The following is an 18,101-nucleotide window of genomic DNA, read 5'->3' as shown; positions in this document are numbered from 1 at the left end:
ATAGAGCGGAAGGAGGAAGATTGATGAAAGAATTTTTAACGATTTTGGCAATTGCTTTCGGAATGGTTCTGAGTCTTCCGGCAGCGGCTCAGCTATTTCTTTCAATCTGCTTTAGTTTTTTTTATTTACTTTTATTATATTCCGGCTGGCGGAAGAAAAAGATAGAGTTTCACAGTATTTATTGGCAGGGCATATTGCTTTTTACGGTTTTTATTTATCAGTTTTTGAAAGAGAAAAGTCCTTGCTTTTATTTTGTTCTGACAAAGAGTGCGGCAACCTTTGCGGCAATGGTGGGAAGGCTGATTCAAAAGCCGATTTCCATGAGAATCACCTATAGCGGGCTTGACTTGTTTCTCCTGTTTTTTATGGCCGGAATGTGTGCTTGCCTGCTGTTTGAAAATAAATGGAAAAAGGCGGTGCTGTATTTTTTAAGTCTGTTGGCAGCCTGGGGGATTTATCTTGCGGTATGGACGGTTCTGGCGGAAAACAGTCTTACATTGGGGCTGCATTATTTGGAGCCGCTGACAGGGCCGCTGGATTATAGGACATTGCTGTTGTTATTGTTTTTAGGCATATATTCTATTTGGGAAAAGCAAGCCTTTTCCGCTGCCAGGTTTCGCCGGCAGTGGAAAAGGGAAAGGCTGCTGCCGGTTTGTTTGGCTTTAGGGCTGCTTTTGTTCTTAGGAACACACAGCCAAAGTCCGACCGCCGGCGGGGCTGCTAAAATTGTGTTTTGGGACACCGGCATTGATTTTCAGCTGCCGGATAAAGAGCGATACGGACTGAATCAAGTCGGGATGTTTGGAGTTTTACCGCAGTATTTGCTGCGAAAGGGATATGCTTGTCAGATAGTTCCCAGTCTGGAGAGGGATAGCCTGGAAGGGGCGGCTGTTTTGGTGGTGATCAATCCGATGAGGGTGCCGGACCAAGAGGAACTGCTTCGGATTCATCAGTTTGTGGAAGCCGGCGGCAGTGTACTTTTGGCAGGAGATCATACCGGCCATGAAGAAATCCGAAAACCGATCAATCAAATTTTGCAGCCGGTGGAGATGGAGCTGAACTTTGACAGTGCCGTTCCCTTTCAATCACTATGGGGAGGGGAATATAACAGGAGAGGAAAAATAACAACAGGGATTTCCGATTCGCAGGTTCAAATGGTGGTCGGCGCTTCCTTGAATCTTCCGGTAAATGCTGCTCCGATAGTGATTACAAGAGGCGGATACAGCGACAGGGGAGAATTGACCAATAGTCAGGATGGCTATTTAGGAGATATGCAGTTTAATCGGGGAGAACAAATCGGCGATTTAATCTTAGCCGCCCAGGCAAGCTACGGCAAGGGAAAATTCCTACTGTTTGGAGATACTTCCTTGTTTCAAAACATGGTGATGGCGTATAGTCATCCCTTTATTGACAATATTTTTGCGGATTTAAGCCGGGGGGATCAAAGAAAAGAGAAGGAAATGACAGAGCCGAAAAATAAAAGTGCGTTTCAAGCGGATTGCGTGATAGATGCACATCATTTGGAAGCCGTATTCAAAGATAAATCTTCCGATTCCATTGACGGTTTGATTGTCAATATCATGAGAGCGGGAATGTTTCCGTATATCAATGAAAAAGAATCTTTGACGGAGCTTTGCGAGAGAAATAAAGAGTTAAAACTGATTGTTTTACTGGAGCCGGCGGTTGCTTTGACCGAGGCGGAAAGAAAGGCTTTACATGATTTTGTATATTCCGGCGGTCATATCATTCTCTGTGCCGATTATAAAAGTCCGGCTGCAGCGCGGAGTTTGGCGGCGGAATTTGGCTTTACGTTTTTGAAGATTCCGCTTGGGCGAGTGGCGCCGGATAAAAATAAAAAAATGGCATTTTGGGATGCCTGTCCGATTTTGTATCAGGGCAAAGACCCGAAAGAAAGTTCGGAAGTCATGAGCTTAATGGAAATCTGGGGCTATAGCGTAATGGCGAGTAAAAAAATGGGAGATGGGAAAATTTATGTATTGGCAGATGCTCAATTTTTAAGAAATAAAAATCTGGAGTCTTTGGAGACGTACCGGGAAGGCAATGTGCAGTGGCTGGATGAACTTTTTACAGAGATGGGCAAAGAAGGGAGGAAGTAAGATGAACTTTTTATGGCTGGCAATGATAATATTAAGCGCATCGTGGGCATGGATTCTTCCCCTTTATGATAAACCGAATCTTTTAGGCTGGCTGCTTTGCCTTGGTCTGGGCTTTGGATTGATGTGGATTTCGCTTAGAGGGGAGGAAAGGAAGCGGGTAAATCCTTCCCCCAAGGATTCTTTGGCAGCCGTCCGCCAAGCGGTGCAGTACGGTATTCTGCTGTTGCTTGCTCAGGCGGCTGTTCTTCCTTTTTATTATATTTGGGCGAGCCGCCATCATGCCGAAAGTGTCCTGCCGCCTATTTTGAGCAAGCTGTTAAATGTTTTGGGTGTTAAAGCGGTTGCCGAAGGGGCTTTGCTGTATATGCAGGCACCGCTTAGAAATTATAGTTTTCTTAGCACCTGGGAAAAGTTTGGTGCTTTTTATTTGCTTCTTTTTGTAGTTGGTCTGACAGAGACCTTACTGCTGAAAAAAGCCGGCAGGAAAGAGTATTTCCTATTGACAGCCGTAACGGGAATGTATTTTATTTTGCGGTATTGCTTTGTGATTCTGCTGTATAATTCTTATTTTTTACACGGTTTATTTTGGGAGAGAAGCTTTACTTTCGTGACTTTGCTGCCTTTAGCATTGCTTTATTCCGTCTGCACTACTCCGAAAATGGCGGAAATTGATGTAAAACCTCATTTTCCCCGGAATCGGCAGGATGGAGTAAGTGCTGTATTGATGTTTTTTCTGGTCAGCTTTTGTGTCTTGTTTTTGGGCTTTTCCGGTGCGGGAGTCAAAAAGCAGGGGCGGGTGGTGATTGATGAATATCACAGCGACTGGGAATGGACGACCGAGATTTACGATGAACATTGGTTTGGAGAGCGTTCCGGATATAATTATTATTGCTTTTATAATTACATCCGTCATTTTTATGATACTAAAATCAATCATAAGCCAATCGGAGCCGGTACTTTGAAAGAATGTGACATTTTAATTTTGAAAACCCCGACCAAGGGCTATGAGGAGGAAGAAATTGAGGCGATTGTCGAATTTGTGACTTCAGGCGGCGGGCTGTATTTGATTGGCGACCATACCAATGTATTTGGAACCGGCACCAATTTAAATCAATTGGCACAACACTTTGATATCACATTCCGATATGACTGTACTTATGACCTGGCCAGCGGAAATTTATCCGAATATGACAAACCATGCTTTTTGCCGCATGCCGTTGTGCAGGAACTGCCGCATTTTCTGTTTGCTACTTCCAATACTTTGCAGGCGCCGTGGTATGCCCAGGATATGATTCGGGGCTATGGGTTGAAAAACTTGCAGGCGGATTATTCGCAAAAGAACTTTTTTCCGGAGGATGCCAATCACCCGCATTTGGAGTTTGGTTTGTTTGTGCAAAGTGCGGGCATAGAGCATGGGAAAGGGAGAGTGCTTGCCTTTACCGACAGCACGGTTTTTTCTAATTTTTGGATGTTTATGAACGGCAAGCCGGAGTTATTGCTGGCCAGTTTGAATTGGCTGAATCACACGAATGCTTTGCCGGTAGTCAATGGAAAGCGCTGGCTGGCAGGATTGATTTTGCTGTTGGTTCTGGCCAATATTTATTGGTGGGTGACGAAGAAAGAGAAATTGTCTTTATTTGTTTTGGTGAGTGTGGCGGTCAGTACCGCTATCGTTGCAGCTTTAAGCCTGCAAATGCTGAACAAGAGCCTGTATCCCTTGCCGGAGCCGATAGAGCCGATGGTAAAGATTGGTTTTGACCGGCAATATTCCCGGATTCAACTGTCGGATTCCATTCCCGGATTTTTGGCGGAGTCGGAGGAACAGTTAAATACATTTTATGTGTGGACCCAAAGATTAAATTATTTTCCCAAAGCCTATGACCGATTGGAGCGGGCAATGGCAGATGCCGATATGATAGTTATTTCCAAGCCGGAAAAAGCCATTCAAAATCCGGAAGAAATTCTGAAAAAAGTGGGAGAGGGCAAAGGGCTTTTGATTATGGATAATGCCGAAGCGGGCCTGCATGCCAATGATCTGCTGCAAAAAATCGGAATGCAGATTGAAGCGCAGGAAATGGCGAAGTTTGCGGATTATGAGGAAATAAAGCAGATACCGCTAAGTGAAAATGCTGCTGTGGTCATCGGGGGAGAAAGCCTGATCCGGGATGCGGGCGGCAATACCATATTGGCGATAAAGCCTTTGAAAGCCGGCTTTGTGGCCGTGTTTTCCGATCCGGATATTTTTTATAATCATCATTTGGGGGATGTCAGTATGAACCTGACAGAAAAAACCGATACGTTAAGCCGGTTCGAGTTTAAAGTCTTGAAAAAATTATTGGCCGAAAAATGCGCAGAGCATGGATTGTAAAAGCGGGAGCCTATTCGTCAAACTTTTGATGACTTGCGGAATATTTTACAGGAGGAAAGGCTGTGCGGATCAGTCTAAAGAATAATAGTTAAGAACTAAAAAGGCAAACCCAGTGCGAATATAGATTGGTTTGCCTTTTTGCTTTTGGAAGAAAACAGAAAGAAATAAAACATTCGTTTTCGTAAGAAAATATAGAAATAAGGAAACTTATTCCATATAATTATCCAAATAGGCATTCAAAATATTTTGAGGGCTATCATAATAAAAACTGCTGTTATAATCGTCGATTTTTTCGCTGACAAAGGAATGGTAAGCTTTCCAGAGGGCATCAATGATGTCGATTTGTTCGGCAGCGGCAATGCCGAGAATCAGCCGTTTATAGATTTTTCCGATATCCCAATGGCTGGGGATGGAATAACGGGCAAAGCCGACCGTATCATAAGAGCCGCTTGTCAGGCCGGATTCTTCAATAAAATCACTTGCCACCCGTTCGATATTATCGCTATGATAAACATCCGCCAAATCATAGATTTTAGCAATATTGTCTTTTCCTAAAGCATCAATTACGACCGAACTTTTATTTTTGGTTTTGCGAGCGATGTATTCAATCAAACTGCAAGTGAAAAACAAATCATTTGCCTTTTTATCTTCTCTTCCGTTCATAGAAAACCTCCTCAGAAGATTGGTAGGAAAAGAACTCCTTTTGTCAAACAGAGTTGTAACCATAGGAACTGCCATTATTGTAACATAAGGGAAGAGATTGCACAATATCAGGTTTCTTTGCGTTTTTTGCCTGCTGCCTGAAACCGATAAAGCACGTGATAAAACCAAGAAAGTAAAAGCTTTTGCGTGTGAAATTGACCTTTCCAACTTGCTTTTTGGTGTAAAAAGGGATGAGTTAAAGCTGAAAAAAGCAATGGTGTTAGAGCTGAAAAATATGGCATCTTGCGCTATCAGTTTTTATATAGTATAATAAGTATGATTTTTCATACTTATTATACTATTTTGGGAGGTAGCAAATGCGAAGTAAAAAAGATGGAAAACTGCATGCATGGACGGCCAAAGTAGGTGCGAAGGGACAAATTGTTATTCCCAAAGAGGCCCGGGAAATTTTTTCAATAGAGGCGGGCGATAACCTGCTCATACTCGGAGACGAAGCAAGGGGATTGGCGATTATGAACGGCGCTGTGGCAACGAAAGTTTTAATGAATATCCAAGGAGATTTGGAAAATGAAAAATAGGACACTGAAATTTGCCGCTGTATTGTTTACGGCTCCTATTGTTTTGCTTGTGCTCTATGCACTTCGAAACTTAAACTATGATTATTCCGGAGAAAAGTTTAGAAAGAACAACTCGTTAAGCTTGGGTTTAGAAGAAAAACAGTTTCATTTGAATGACGGAAGCGTTATAAATTATGCGGAAGGTCCGGACAATGGCCCGGATATCGTATTATTGCATGGGCAAATGGTAGACTGGACAGATTACCGCACGGTCTTGCCGGAACTAATAAAAAGCTTTCATGTTTTTGTACCGGATTATTATGGGCATGGAAAATCAAGCAAGGATCCTGCTTTATATAATATTGAGCGTATCGGGGCGGATATCACACTGTTTATACAAGAAAAGGTTGGCGCAAGCACTATTATTTCGGGGCATTCGTCCGGAGCGCTGATTGTTGCATATATGGCCGCTAAATATCCGGAAAATTTAAAGGCAATTATTTTAGAGGATGGACCGTTTTTTGCAACAGAAAAGGGGCGGGCAGAAAACACATTTTCTTATAAAACTTTTCAAAATATCCACAATTATTTAACCGAAAAGCCTGATATCACCTATTTTGAACATTACTTAAACAATGATCCGATGCGGACACTGTTTAACAAGGACGGGAAAGATAATTGGAAAAAGATTGTGGCAGAACCCGCACTCAAAATATTTCGCAAGGATATGACAAAGATCCCCGTTATCTGGTACTACCCCCCGGAGTTAGGAGTCAATACCTTACTTCAGCTGACGGCGAATTTACAAGATAAAACCGGTGATTATGACTTAAGGTTTGCGAATGCTTTCTATGACTTTAGCTTCTTTAATGGCATCAAGCAAAAGGAGCTGCTGAGCCAAATCAGCGTTCCGACCTGTATCTTCCATGTAAAGCCGCCGAAAGATACGGCACCTTCTTATTACACGGCAGAAGGAACTTTGATTTCGGCAATGGATGAAAAAGATGCACAACTGGTCAGGGAATTGATTCCGGGGAGTGTTTTAATCGAAGAATTTGATTCTATGCACAATATTCATGCGGAACAGCCAAAGGCATATTTGAAAAAAGCAATAGAGTTTTTAGACAGTATAGAAAAGGAAAACCGATGAAAACCAAGGAGATTTTCCCCTATGAGAGGATAAGGACGATCCCGTAACTATTAACCTTTTATCCCGAAAAGAACGAAACACGCAGAAAGCTGGTGAAATATATGAGCGTGACTGTAGCTGATCTTCTTAAGCTGCCATCTTTGCGCCAGGCGAAAGTGCTTGGCGGCAAAAAAGGACTAAAGAAAACCGTTTCCTCGATTTCTGTTTTGGAGTCCGTTGATCCGGCGGTGCTGGTTCATGAGATGTTTCCGCACGACAAATACTCCGGCGGTGAGATAGTTATCACCGGATTTTTGAATTGTATTGATGATGTTGACCGGCAGTGCTCGAATCTTCTGCGCTTGATTGGCGGCGGAGAAGTGGGGCTGGTCTTATATTATGTCGGAGTTTATCTGCCCTATGTCGATCAGCGGCTCATCGATATTGCGGATGAGCATGATTTCGTCTTGATTTGTATGCCGGAGGGACAACGCCATCTGCGGTATAGCGATCTCATCACGGATGTAACCGATTGCATCTATCGCGCCCGGGCAACCAATGTTTCACTGGTGTCGGATATTTTGGCCCGGATATCAACCGTACCGCATCATCAGCAGACGGTAGGCACCGCGCTGCAAATGCTTTCCGCGGAATTGAGCTGTTCGGCGGTTTTAAGCACCCATGAAGGAAAAATATTAAACCTGGCCGCGTGGCCGGCCGGAACGGAAGATGCGATTTATCAAGGCATAGAGCGTTGCCTGCCGTTGGAAACGGAGCTGGCAATTCCATGTCCATTTCTGGCCGATACAGAAATGTTTTGTCAGTCCATTCGGGCAGATGTAATTCAGCCTCTGCAACTGACGTTAATTAAGGTTGGTGCGCCTCTTAATACGCAGCTTGCCGGACAGGCAGCCGATGCTATCCGGATCTGCATCAATATATGGGGAAAGCAGCATGGCGCGGTGGCGATTCATGAGCTGATCCGTGCGATTTTACAGGACGAACCCCTGAAAATGCGGAGATTAGCGGAAATATTTCATGTTGATGTGGCTGCGATTCATGAAATCTGGGTGCTGTGCGGTCTTGAGGCTCCCTCTGAGATTGATATGCAGCAAAGTATTGAGATAGCGCGCCAATGCGCGGATATTGTGATTGGTGCTTCCTATGACGGCAATCCAGTCATGAGTTTGAGTACGCCACATTCCTTACAGGAAACGGAACGCGCCATGGAAACCATTCTCCGACAGGCTTTGCTGAAGAATCCGAATGCCGTTTTAGTGAGCTGCGGCGACTTGTTCAATACGACAGAATGCCGGAAAGCATATCGTTTGACATTAGACAATTTAGATGACGCCAAATGCATCTTTCCGCATAAACGGATTTTTTTGCTGGGAGAACTTGAACTGGCGGAAAAAAGCAGAAAACGGATCAGCGAAGGGGAAGCGGCTGCATTGCGGCGGACGCTCCAGCTTTCCGGGCTGCAAAATGACCGGGAATATCCGGAATTGCTAAATACCGTCTGCACCTTTCTGCTGGACTGTGACAGCAGCGTGACCCGCACGGCGGAAATGCTTTATCTGCACAAAAATACAATCAAGTATCGGCTGCGGCGGATATCGGATCTTCTTGGATTCCGGCTGGGCAAAATGCCGGAGACGATTGGTATTTATCGCGGCGCGGCCATTTACCGGCTGCTTAATGAAACGGCAAGATAATCAAAGGCCTCTGCGGTTGTCCCAAGGGACAACCGCAAGGGGCTTTTTTTCTGCCTATTTGACAGTATTCTTTTCCGTTTTCCGGTGGTATCATGGGAGCACTCTTTGACTATCAAAGAGATTTTCTGGAAGAGAGGAGTGTTTTTGATGAGTGAAAAAAACAGGGGATTTAAAATTGAAGAAGCACAGAGGCAAAGCTGGCTTTCTATCGCAGCGGTCTGGGCGGGCGGCATGATTTGTGTGCCGTGCCTAATGATCGGTGGTGTGCTGGCCGGTGCCGGACTGAGCCTCGGTCAGATTGTTCTTTCCATTCTGATTGGCTACGGTTTAATTTGCGTGTATATGATCTGCATTGGTATGCAGGCATGCGATACCGGACTTCCTGTGTCGGTTATGGCGGCCGGTGCACTGGGGGAAAAAGGTGCGCGTTATATCATTAGTACACTGCTGGCTATTGCCTGCGTCGGCTGGTTTGGTATCCAGTCGGCAACCTGCGGCAGCGCGTTTGCGAGTATGACTGCCAGTATGATCGGCACTGAGACTTCGCCGGTATTTGTGACCATCAGTTCCATTGTCTGGGGAGTGATTATGCTTGTAACCGCCTGCGGCGGTTTTAAGTGGCTTAAGTGGCTGAACTACCTTGCAGTTCCGTTGCTGGTGGTTGTCTGCCTGTATGGCCTGATTGCCGGTATCATATCCAATGACGGCGGCGGCGTTATTGCTGCCTATATGCCGGAAACTTCCGCCGGGATGGTGTTCGGTATTTCCATGGTGGTTGCCTCGTTTGCCCTCGGCGGTGTTATTTCCGCTGATTACTGCCGTTTTGCCAAGAGCCGCGGCGATGTTGTTAAATCTTCGATTGTCGGCGTTATTCCGGCGGGTCTTTTTATGCTGCTTACCGGCGCACTGATGAGTGTTGTTACCGGGCAGTACGACATTTCCGCTATTCTTGCATCCCTTGGTGTACCGTTTGTCGGTTTGGTTGCGCTGGTGCTGGCCACTTGGACGACTAATGTTACCAATGCTTACTCCGGCGGTCTGGCGCTCAGCAATCTGCTTGGCTTTGATGAAAGCAAGTTTAAACTCACAACCGGCGTTGCCGGCGGCATTGGTACACTGCTGGCGGCATTCGGGCTGCTGAATGCATTCCAGGGTTTTCTGTCGTTGATGTCCGCACTTATCCCGCCGCTGGCCGGTGTGCTGATTGCTTCTTACTGGATTGTAGGCGGAGGCAAGAAAGAGAACTTTGCGATTCGTTCCGGTTTCTCGGCGGTTGGACTGATTTCCTTTGCAGTCGGCGCGATTTTTGCCTGCATCACCGGTGGCACATTCGCCAGCTTTCCCGGGCTTGTGGCGGCATTTCCGTGCCTGAACTGGCCGTTCTTTGTTGGCCCGGTCAATGGCATTCTTGTTTCTTTGGTATTTTATGTGACTTTGGCAAAGCTGTTCCCTGAAAAAAAGTATGGATTTTATTTTGGGGCATGAGCTGGCTCATATCCCTGAAATCGTAAAAAGGAGTATTGTTATGCGAAAAATCGGTATCCCGGAAATTGAAGATATTGCCACCGGTGCTGCACTTCTTGGTGCAGGCGGCGGCGGAGACCCTTATATCGGAAAACTCATCGCGATCGGCGCGGTCCAGGAATGCGGGCCTGTTACGCTGATTGACCCTGATGAAGTTCCCGATGATGCCTTGATTGTTCCTATCGCGATGATGGGCGCACCTACGGTACTGGGTGAAAAGGCCATCGGCGGCACAGAGTATAAGAAACTCTTTGACATGGTTTCCAAGTTCTTTGGCCGGAAAATTTATGCATTTATGCCCATTGAAGCGGGCGGTGTCAACTCAATGCTGCCGATTGCAGCAGCGGCTCGTCTGAATATGCCGATGGTGGATGTTGATGGTATGGGGAGAGCTTTTCCTGAACTGCAGATGGTGACCTTTACCATTGGCGGCATAAAAGCTACGCCTATGGCGCTGGTAGACGAAAAAGGAAACAGTTGTATTTTTGAGACCATTACCAACAAGTGGACGGAAGAATTGGCCCGTGCCGTTACGATGAGCTGCGGCGCTTCCGTTTCCGTATCGCTTTATTCGATGAGCGGCAAACAGATGAAAGAGTTTGGCGTCCGCGGTATTGTAACCCGCAGCGAGCGGCTGGGCCGTGCGATTCGTACCATTAAGGATTGCGGCGACCGGACACCGGAAGAACATTTCCTTGCTATGTCTGAAGGCTTCAAGCTCTTTAAGGGAAAGATTGCGGATGTTTTGCGCGAGACCCGTTCCGGCTTTAATTTCGGCAAAGTCGTACTGGAGGGAATTGGCGATTATAAAGGCCAGTCCGCACATGTAGAGTTTCAGAACGAGAATCTGACTGCCGTGGTCGATGGAAAGATTCTGGCTACGACGCCGGATCTGATTTCCCTGGTTGACACGGAAACCTTTTTGCCTGTTACGACAGACGCCCTCAGATACGGCAAGCGCGTCATGGTGGTAGGTCTTAAATGCTTCCATTTGTGGCGCACGGACAAAGGATTGGAGCTGGTAGGGCCCCGTTACTTTGGCGTAGATACTGACTATATTCCGCTGGAAGAACGCTGCAAGGGAGGTAATAAATGATGTACAAACTTGGAATTGATGTGGGCGGCACCAATACAGACGCTGTCCTGGTGGATGAAAACCGCAAGGTGGTGGCGGATATTAAATATCCCACGTCTGTAGATATTTATGACGGTATTTTAGGTGCTATGCGCACTGTACTGGAGGTTTCCGGTGTAGATCCGAAACAAATTCATCAGGCCATGCTGGGGACTACCCAGTGCACCAATGCTATTGTTGAACGCAAGCATCTTGCGCCTATCGGTATCCTGCGGATCGGTGCACCTGCCACCACCGGTATCCGGCCGATGGTAGACTGGGCGGAAGATATTCAGAAGGTGGCTGTTGGCAGCACGGTCATTGGCGGCGGTTTTGAGTATGACGGCAAGGAACTTGCTCCGCTCGATGTCGATGCGGCAAAGGCGTTTTTTGGGGAGATGAAGGAAAAAGGCGTGAAATCAATAGCCATCTCCTGTGTGTTTGCTACTGTCCGCGATGATCATGAGATAGCGGCGGCCAAGCTCTGTCATGAGATCATGGGTGAGGAGGTTCATGTTTCGATTTCCAGCGAGATTGGCTCGATGGGGCTGGTCGAACGGGAAAATGCGACCATTCTCAACGCAGCACTGTGGAAAGTGGCCGAGCGCTTTACGGAGGGATTTGCCCAAAGTCTGCAAGACGAAGGAGTTTCTAATGCTGATGTTTATCTGAGTCAAAACGACGGCACTCTGATGACAATGGAGTATGCCCGCCGCTACCCGATCCTTACTGTGGCATGCGGTCCGACGAACTCGATTCGCGGCGCAAGCTATCTCTCACAGCTCAAAGATGCTGTTGTAGTGGATGTGGGCGGCACCACAACCGACCTCGGCGTGATCCAAAATGGCTTTCCCCGCGAATCCAGTGTGGCTGTTACCATCGGCGGTGTACGTACAAACTTCCGGATGCCGGATGTCATTTCCATTGGTCTTGGAGGTGGCTCCATCGTCCGTGCTAGGCCCGATGGCAGTGTGACAGTCGGCCCTGACAGTGTGGGCTATGAGCTGACAGAAAAAGCAATGGTGTTCGGCGGTGAGGTAATGACCGCAACTGACATTGCTGTCCGCCTTGGTATGGTGGAACTGGGAGATAAAACCAAAGTTCAGTCTATTCCGCAGGAGGTCGCAGATAAGGCTATGGCCGCTATCCGCGCGTTAGTGGAAGATAGTATAGACGCCATGAAAGTTTCCAATGCGGATGTCGATTTGATTCTTGTGGGCGGCGGGTCGGTTATTCTTCCCGAAAATATTCATGGCGCGGCATCTGTTCTAAAGCCGGGGCATTTTGGCTGTGCCAATGCCATTGGTTCTGCCATCTCCAAAGTAAGCGGCACCTACGAAAAGCTGATGAATTATGATGAGCTGCCCCGCGAACAGTCACTGGAAAAGGCGAAGCAGGAGGCGGTTGAGATGGCTGTGAACGCCGGAGCCGTGCGTGAAACCGTTGAAATCATTGAAATGGAAGATGTTCCTTTGGCCTATTATCCCGGTAATACCAATCGGGTAAAGATTAAAGCGGCCGGTGACTTGAGCTGATCTTGTTTGGATTTTTGCAGAGGACTTTTGCTACTAACGGCGGAAGTCCTCTTTTTTGAAAATCAAAATCAGACAGTGGAAAAAATTCTGTAGAAAGAGTATAATAAAAGAAAAAGTTTCAACAGAAAGGAGTTATTATCCAATGAAAACAGCCATTGTCTTTTATTCCGTGCATCATCAAAACACTAAAAAGCTGGTAGACGCGATCAAGGCGGAACAAGCCGATATTGAACTGATTGATCTGTCAGAAAATCAAAGCGTTAAGCTGGATGAATATGACCGAATCGGTGTTGCTTCCGGCATCTATTACTCCAAGTTTGCCAAGCCTTTGCTCGAATATCTGCAAGACTATCTGCCCGAGAATAAGCAGGTGTTTGCACTATACACCTGCGGCCAGAACCGGCCGAGCCATACCAAGGCGGTGAAAGCGCTGGTGCAGGAGAAGAACGGAACTTATCTGGGAGAATATGGATGTCTGGGCTTTGATACTTTCGGGCCTTTTAAGCTGATCGGCGGACTGAAGAAAGGGCATCCGACGGCTGAAGAAATTCGGGGCGCGGTCGAGTTTTATCGGGCTTTGTAAATAATGGCAAAGTCAGATCAACAATCAGGTACTTGATTTTGGCGGGAGGTAAAAATATGTGGCTGTTATTTGCGATTTTATCATCGGTTTTCGCGGCGGGCACATCGATACTGGCCAAGATTGGAATTGAGGGAGTAAACTCAAGTCTGGCCACAGCGCTGCGGACGGTGGTGGTATTAGCGATGTCGTGGGGAATGGTTTTTTTAACCAACGCTCAAAAAGGAATTGGCCAAATCAGTCGAAAAAGCTGGATTTTTTTGGTCTTGTCAGGACTGGCGACCGGAGCTTCGTGGCTCTGCTACTATAAAGCACTGCAAGTGGGTGAAGTATCAAAGGTTGTGCCGATTGATAAGATAAGCGTGGTTATCACGCTGATTTTGGCGTTTATCGTTTTGCAGGAACAGTTGACGTTGAAAGCGGTTATTGGCTGTATTTTGATCGGAGCCGGTACCTTGCTGCTGGCGCTGTAAAAGAGAAGATCATCGCCTCCCGGGCGGTCTTGTTTTCGGCAAAATAAATTTCCAGGACAATATCATCTTTTGCTTCGTAATATTTATAAAAAGAGCCGACGGCAACGTTGGCTTTTTGCGATTTCCGCAATATTTACGGACGCATTTAATGTCAAAATCTACTTGTTATCTTTATCCTTTTCCGCTAATATAGAAATGGAGAACGTTGGTTAGCTTTATATTATGCATATCATTAGAGGAAGATGGGAATAAAGGTAGGTAAACAGACGGGAACAATTTAGCGGCCGGTAAAAGCCGTGCCTTTCGACAGGGGAAAGCCGAGTAATTAATGCAGGAAGGGGATAAAATGAGTGATTTAAAGAATATTTTTATTTGTTTTCCGGAGGGGAAACACAAGGTCCTGACCATGAGTTATGACGATGGCCGAGTCGAGGATCGCCGGCTGGTTGAGATTTTTAACCGTTATCAGATGAAGGGCACTTTTCATTTGAATTCCGGGCTGATTCAGGACGACCGAATAAAGCCGGAAGAATGGGCGGAACTATATAGGGGCCATGAGGTGTCCTGCCACACGGTGCTTCACCCGACCATCAGCCGCTGCCCGATTGACCAGGTGGTGCTGCAAGTGCTGGAAGACCGGCGGGGACTGGAGCGGGCGGTAGGTTATCCGGTGCGGGGCCTGTCTTATCCAAATGGTTCGTATACGCCGGAAATCGTGGCGATGCTCCCTTATCTGGGGATTGAATACAGCCGGGTAGTGGGCAACACCGATGATTTTGCTATGCCGGAGAATTACCTGTTGTGGAAGGCGACTTGCCATCATAACCATAATCTGATGGAAAACGGCAGGCGTTTTTTGGAGCTGAACAAGAGCCAGTATCTTTATATGATGTATGTTTGGGGGCACAGCTATGAGTTTTCGCTGCAGGATAACTGGGAGTTAATGGAGGACTTCTGCCGGATGATGGCGGGGCAGGAAGATATTTGGTACGCGACCAATATTCAAATCGTTGATTATATGAAAGCTGCCCAAAATCTGAAGTTTACCATAGACGGCGATTTGGTTTATAATCCCTCGGCGGGCAGCGTATGGATCAGCGTCGACGGAGAAAAAATAGAGATTCCGGGCGGTGCAACAGTCTGCTTGTCGACTTTAGATTCACCCCAAGGAGTAACCAATGAAAACCATTGCCATCATTGATGACGAACAAAGGATTCGTCAGCTTTATCAAAATTATGTAGAAACATGGGCAAAGCAAAAACAGGTTCCGGTGCGTATCTATTCCTTTGCATCGGCTGAGGAGTTCTTATTTGTGTATGAAGAAAATAAGGACTTTCAGGTGATTTTACTGGATATTGAAATGAAAGCGATTAGCGGGGTTGAGCTGGCCAAACGGATCCGGCAAAGGGATGATAAGGTGCAGATTATCTTTATCAGTGGTTACAGCGAATATATTGGTGAGGGTTATGAGGTCGAAGCGCTGCATTTTTTGGTCAAGCCGATTGCCGAAGAAAAGCTGTTTGCGGTGCTTGATAAGGCAGTTAGTAAGGGTGAAACCACCGAGCGATTTGTGCTGATGAAAGAGGGCGATGAGCAGCATAAAGTTTATCTCGGCAGTATTTATTATATCGTGGCGGATAAAAATTATTTGTTAATCAGCGGTCAGGATTTTTGTTATCGTATTCGCATGACATTAAATGAAATCGGACAAATACTCGATCAGCGCTTTTTTCGCCTGAGCCGGAGTGAAATCGTTAATATCGAGAAAGTGGAAAGCTTTAGCAAAACCGAAATGGAAATGACCGACGGCAAGCGCTTTGTCATTCCCAGAGGCAAGTTTAATGAACTCAGTCAAACCATGATATCTTATTTTTAAAGGCAATCCCAAGTGCCGATAAGCAATGCTTCAGAAAACAATCAGCATAGAAAAGGCAGAGAATTTCCTTATGGGTTCATAAGACAAGGGGAGAAGATGAAATTATTTCGTAAAATCAAAATGATGTTTCTTAAAGAGGATGTGCTGGAATATCAAAAGAATCTTTTGAATACGCATTATAGCGAAGTCGAGAATATGTATCAGGACATTCGCAAGTGGCGGCATAATTATCGCAATCATTTGCAGGTGTTAAAGTCCTATGTTGAATCCGGGGATCTCCCGGCGATCAAAAAGTATTTGACCGAGCTGGAGGAGGATTTGCACAGCACCTCGCCGGTGATTCGGACAGGCAATAAGATGACAGATGCAATTGTCAATTCCAAGGTCAGTTTGGCCAAGAGTCACCAGATTGCGGTGATACTGGATGTTAATGTGTCCAGTGTGCTTGGCATCAAGGAAATTGACTTAGCGACCATTATCGGCAATTTATTTGATAATGCCATTGAGGCCTCCCTGACTTTGCCGGAAAAGGAGCGAATGATTCGCCTGTATATGGATATGAAAGGTAAAAAACTTTATATTTCCTTTACCAATTTAACTGCTCAGAAAAAGCAGCCGCGCTTTGGCAGGCTTTTTGTCAGCAGCAAAGGCAGTGGCCGGGGACTTGGATTAATCAGTATGGACGCAATTATCGAGAAATATAATGGCTATTTATCCAGAAATTCTGAAGATGGGGCATTTACAACTGAGATTTTGATATAGAAGTTTGGAATATGCCCGCTTCGCGGTCGCATTCATTTGTGCTTGCGCGCTCCAAATTGAATTCTATCGAAGGATTGCCACCGTCAGACCAAATGCTTCGCATGAAAGCTTTCGCCGCGGTCTTCTGACAATCCGCTTTGCGAATTGTCTACGAAGACGTCGGATTTTGCTGCGCAAAACCGACCGCCTGCCGGTGGAGCGCCGCAAAATGAATATGCCCGCTTTGCGGTCGCATTCATTTATGCTTGCGCGCTCCAAATCATAAAACGAAAAGTCGCCAAATCATAAAATAAAAATTTGCCAAATCACTAAATGAGTGGTAAAATAAGGGGGCGGGAGGTATGTTTTATGAAAGAGTACAGAAAAAGAATTGCTGATGAGATTCTAAAAAAAAGATTGGAGAGCAAGGGGGCGGTATTGGTCGAGGGTGCAAAATGGTGTGGAAAAACTACGACTTCATTGCAACATGCCAAATCGGTTCTATATATGCAAAATCCGGCAACAGTTAAGCAAAATCTGGAAATGGCGGAAATCAATCCGCTTGGTTTATTAAATGGAGAAGTCCCAAGGCTAATTGATGAGTGGCAGCTGGCACCGAAACTTTGGGATGCTGTTCGCTTTGAAGTCGATCAAAGAGATGAGTTTGGGCAATTTATATTGACGGGTTCAGCAGTACCGGCAGATATGAGCAGTACTTCGCATACCGGAATTGGCAGAATTGCCAGACTGACCATGAGACCGATGTCCCTGTTTGAAAGCGGAGAATCCAATGGCAATGTGTCTCTAAAGGAACTTTTTCAAGGAAATGTATCCATTCAAGGAGCAGCATCTACTTCACTGGAGGAAATTGCTTTTTGGATTTGCAGAGGCGGATGGCCAAAATCTTTGAATTACAATCGTGAAGTAGCTTTACAGCAAGCGATTGATTATTTTGATGGAGTTATTCAAACGGATATTTCAAGAGTGGATGGTACAAATAGAGAGCCGGAAAGAGCGGCCAGATTATTGCGCTCATGTGCCAGACATATTGGTTCGCAGGTCAAGCTTCCAACCTTAATTGAGGATATGCGAGCAAATGAAGCCGAGAGTATTACAATTCCAACGATGGATTCTTATATGAAAGCTTTAAAAAAGATATTTGTGTTGGAAGATACACCGGCTTGGAATCCGAATCTACGCTCTAAGGCGGCGATTCGAACATCCGAAACCAGATATTTTGTCGATCCGTCGATTGCAGCTGCTGCACTGGGCATTGGACCGGAAGATCTGATTGCCGATTTAGAAACGATGGGGCTTTTCTTTGAGAATTTGTGTATTCGTGATTTGCGAATCTATGCTGAGTTTTCAGAGGGCAAAGTTTATCATTACAGGGATAAGAATGGTTTAGAATGTGATGCGGTAATCCACCTGAGAAATGGAAAATATGGCTTGATTGAAATAAAACTGGGTGGTGATAGATTAATTGAAGAAGGTGCAAAGACATTGAAGAAATTAGAGCAGAACATTGATATTACCAAGATGAAGCTGCCGTCTTTTAAGATGATTTTAATCGCTAAGGGCGAATATGCCTACCAAAGAAAAGATGGCATCTTAATTGTGCCGGTTAATTGTTTAAAGCCATAAGGAAAGAAAGCGATAATACAAAGGTATTGTCGCTGATTTTTAATTCAGAGGATTTGCTTTTCAT

Annotated in this window: 16 protein-coding genes; 15 read left to right on the top strand and 1 reads right to left on the bottom strand. The window is 45.7% G+C overall.

Going from position 1 to position 18,101, the window contains the following annotated elements; genetic code table 11:
- Window positions 1–23 precede the first annotated feature (23 nt).
- Window positions 24–2,117, top strand: coding sequence for a hypothetical protein (locus C3V36_03815; GenBank protein AVM68450.1), 2,094 nt, complete (start codon window positions 24–26; stop codon window positions 2,115–2,117).
- A 1-nt stretch (window position 2,118) separates the two neighbouring features.
- Window positions 2,119–4,485 (top strand): hypothetical protein, encoded by a 2,367-nt coding sequence (locus C3V36_03810; GenBank protein ID AVM68449.1) that lies wholly within the window; start codon window positions 2,119–2,121, stop codon window positions 4,483–4,485.
- 207 nt (window positions 4,486–4,692) lie between these two features.
- Here the strand turns inward: C3V36_03810 and C3V36_03805 are convergent, their stop codons facing one another.
- A complete protein-coding gene (locus C3V36_03805; GenBank protein ID AVM68448.1) occupies window positions 4,693–5,148 on the bottom strand; it encodes a hypothetical protein in 456 nt (151 codons plus the stop codon).
- Window positions 5,149–5,245: 97 nt separating this feature from the next.
- Between C3V36_03805 and C3V36_03800 the strand changes: the two genes are divergently transcribed.
- From C3V36_03800 to C3V36_03740, 13 genes are all read left to right on the top strand, one after another.
- Window positions 5,246–5,458 carry a hypothetical protein gene (locus C3V36_03800; protein AVM68447.1) on the top strand — a complete coding sequence of 71 codons (213 nt, stop codon included), beginning with the start codon at window positions 5,246–5,248 and terminating at the stop codon, window positions 5,456–5,458.
- A 46-nt stretch (window positions 5,459–5,504) separates the two neighbouring features.
- Window positions 5,505–5,726: an AbrB family transcriptional regulator gene (locus C3V36_03795; GenBank protein AVM68446.1), complete on the top strand. Its 222-nt coding sequence runs from the start codon at window positions 5,505–5,507 to the stop codon at window positions 5,724–5,726.
- Window positions 5,716–6,855 (top strand): alpha/beta hydrolase, encoded by a 1,140-nt coding sequence (locus C3V36_03790; GenBank protein ID AVM68445.1) that lies wholly within the window; start codon window positions 5,716–5,718, stop codon window positions 6,853–6,855. Before C3V36_03795 ends, C3V36_03790 begins: the two co-directional genes overlap by 11 nt.
- A 101-nt stretch (window positions 6,856–6,956) precedes the next feature.
- Complete coding sequence (locus C3V36_03785; protein ID AVM68444.1) at window positions 6,957–8,549, top strand: PucR family transcriptional regulator; 1,593 nt, start codon at window positions 6,957–6,959, stop codon at window positions 8,547–8,549.
- 147 nt (window positions 8,550–8,696) lie between these two features.
- Window positions 8,697–10,034 carry a cytosine permease gene (locus tag C3V36_03780; GenBank protein AVM68443.1) on the top strand — a complete coding sequence of 446 codons (1,338 nt, stop codon included), beginning with the start codon at window positions 8,697–8,699 and terminating at the stop codon, window positions 10,032–10,034.
- Window positions 10,035–10,074: 40 nt separating this feature from the next.
- A complete protein-coding gene (locus C3V36_03775; GenBank protein ID AVM68442.1) occupies window positions 10,075–11,169 on the top strand; it encodes a DUF917 domain-containing protein in 1,095 nt (364 codons plus the stop codon).
- Window positions 11,169–12,722 (top strand): hydantoinase subunit beta, encoded by a 1,554-nt coding sequence (locus C3V36_03770; GenBank protein ID AVM70430.1) that lies wholly within the window; start codon window positions 11,169–11,171, stop codon window positions 12,720–12,722. Before C3V36_03775 ends, C3V36_03770 begins: the two co-directional genes overlap by 1 nt.
- A gap of 142 nt (window positions 12,723–12,864) precedes the next feature.
- A complete protein-coding gene (locus C3V36_03765; GenBank protein AVM68441.1) occupies window positions 12,865–13,305 on the top strand; it encodes a flavodoxin in 441 nt (146 codons plus the stop codon).
- A gap of 56 nt (window positions 13,306–13,361) precedes the next feature.
- Window positions 13,362–13,775 (top strand): hypothetical protein, encoded by a 414-nt coding sequence (locus tag C3V36_03760; protein AVM68440.1) that lies wholly within the window; start codon window positions 13,362–13,364, stop codon window positions 13,773–13,775.
- Between the two features lie 346 nt (window positions 13,776–14,121).
- Window positions 14,122–14,976, top strand: a complete 855-nt coding sequence (locus tag C3V36_03755) for a polysaccharide deacetylase (GenBank protein AVM68439.1) — start codon at window positions 14,122–14,124, stop codon at window positions 14,974–14,976.
- Window positions 14,954–15,652: a DNA-binding response regulator gene (locus tag C3V36_03750; protein ID AVM68438.1), complete on the top strand. Its 699-nt coding sequence runs from the start codon at window positions 14,954–14,956 to the stop codon at window positions 15,650–15,652. The genes C3V36_03755 and C3V36_03750 overlap by 23 nt, the downstream gene beginning before the upstream one ends.
- A gap of 96 nt (window positions 15,653–15,748) precedes the next feature.
- Window positions 15,749–16,414, top strand: coding sequence for a histidine kinase (locus C3V36_03745; GenBank protein ID AVM68437.1), 666 nt, complete (start codon window positions 15,749–15,751; stop codon window positions 16,412–16,414).
- Window positions 16,415–16,762: 348 nt separating this feature from the next.
- A complete protein-coding gene (locus tag C3V36_03740; GenBank protein ID AVM68436.1) occupies window positions 16,763–18,037 on the top strand; it encodes an AAA family ATPase in 1,275 nt (424 codons plus the stop codon).
- Window positions 18,038–18,101 lie beyond the last annotated feature (64 nt).

It is taken from the genome of Lachnospiraceae bacterium oral taxon 500, from assembly GCA_002999035.1.
GTDB lineage: Bacteria > Bacillota > Clostridia > Lachnospirales > Vallitaleaceae > W11650.
The sequence above is the reverse complement of the archived record's forward strand: the minus strand, read 5'-3'. Positions and strand labels throughout refer to the sequence as shown.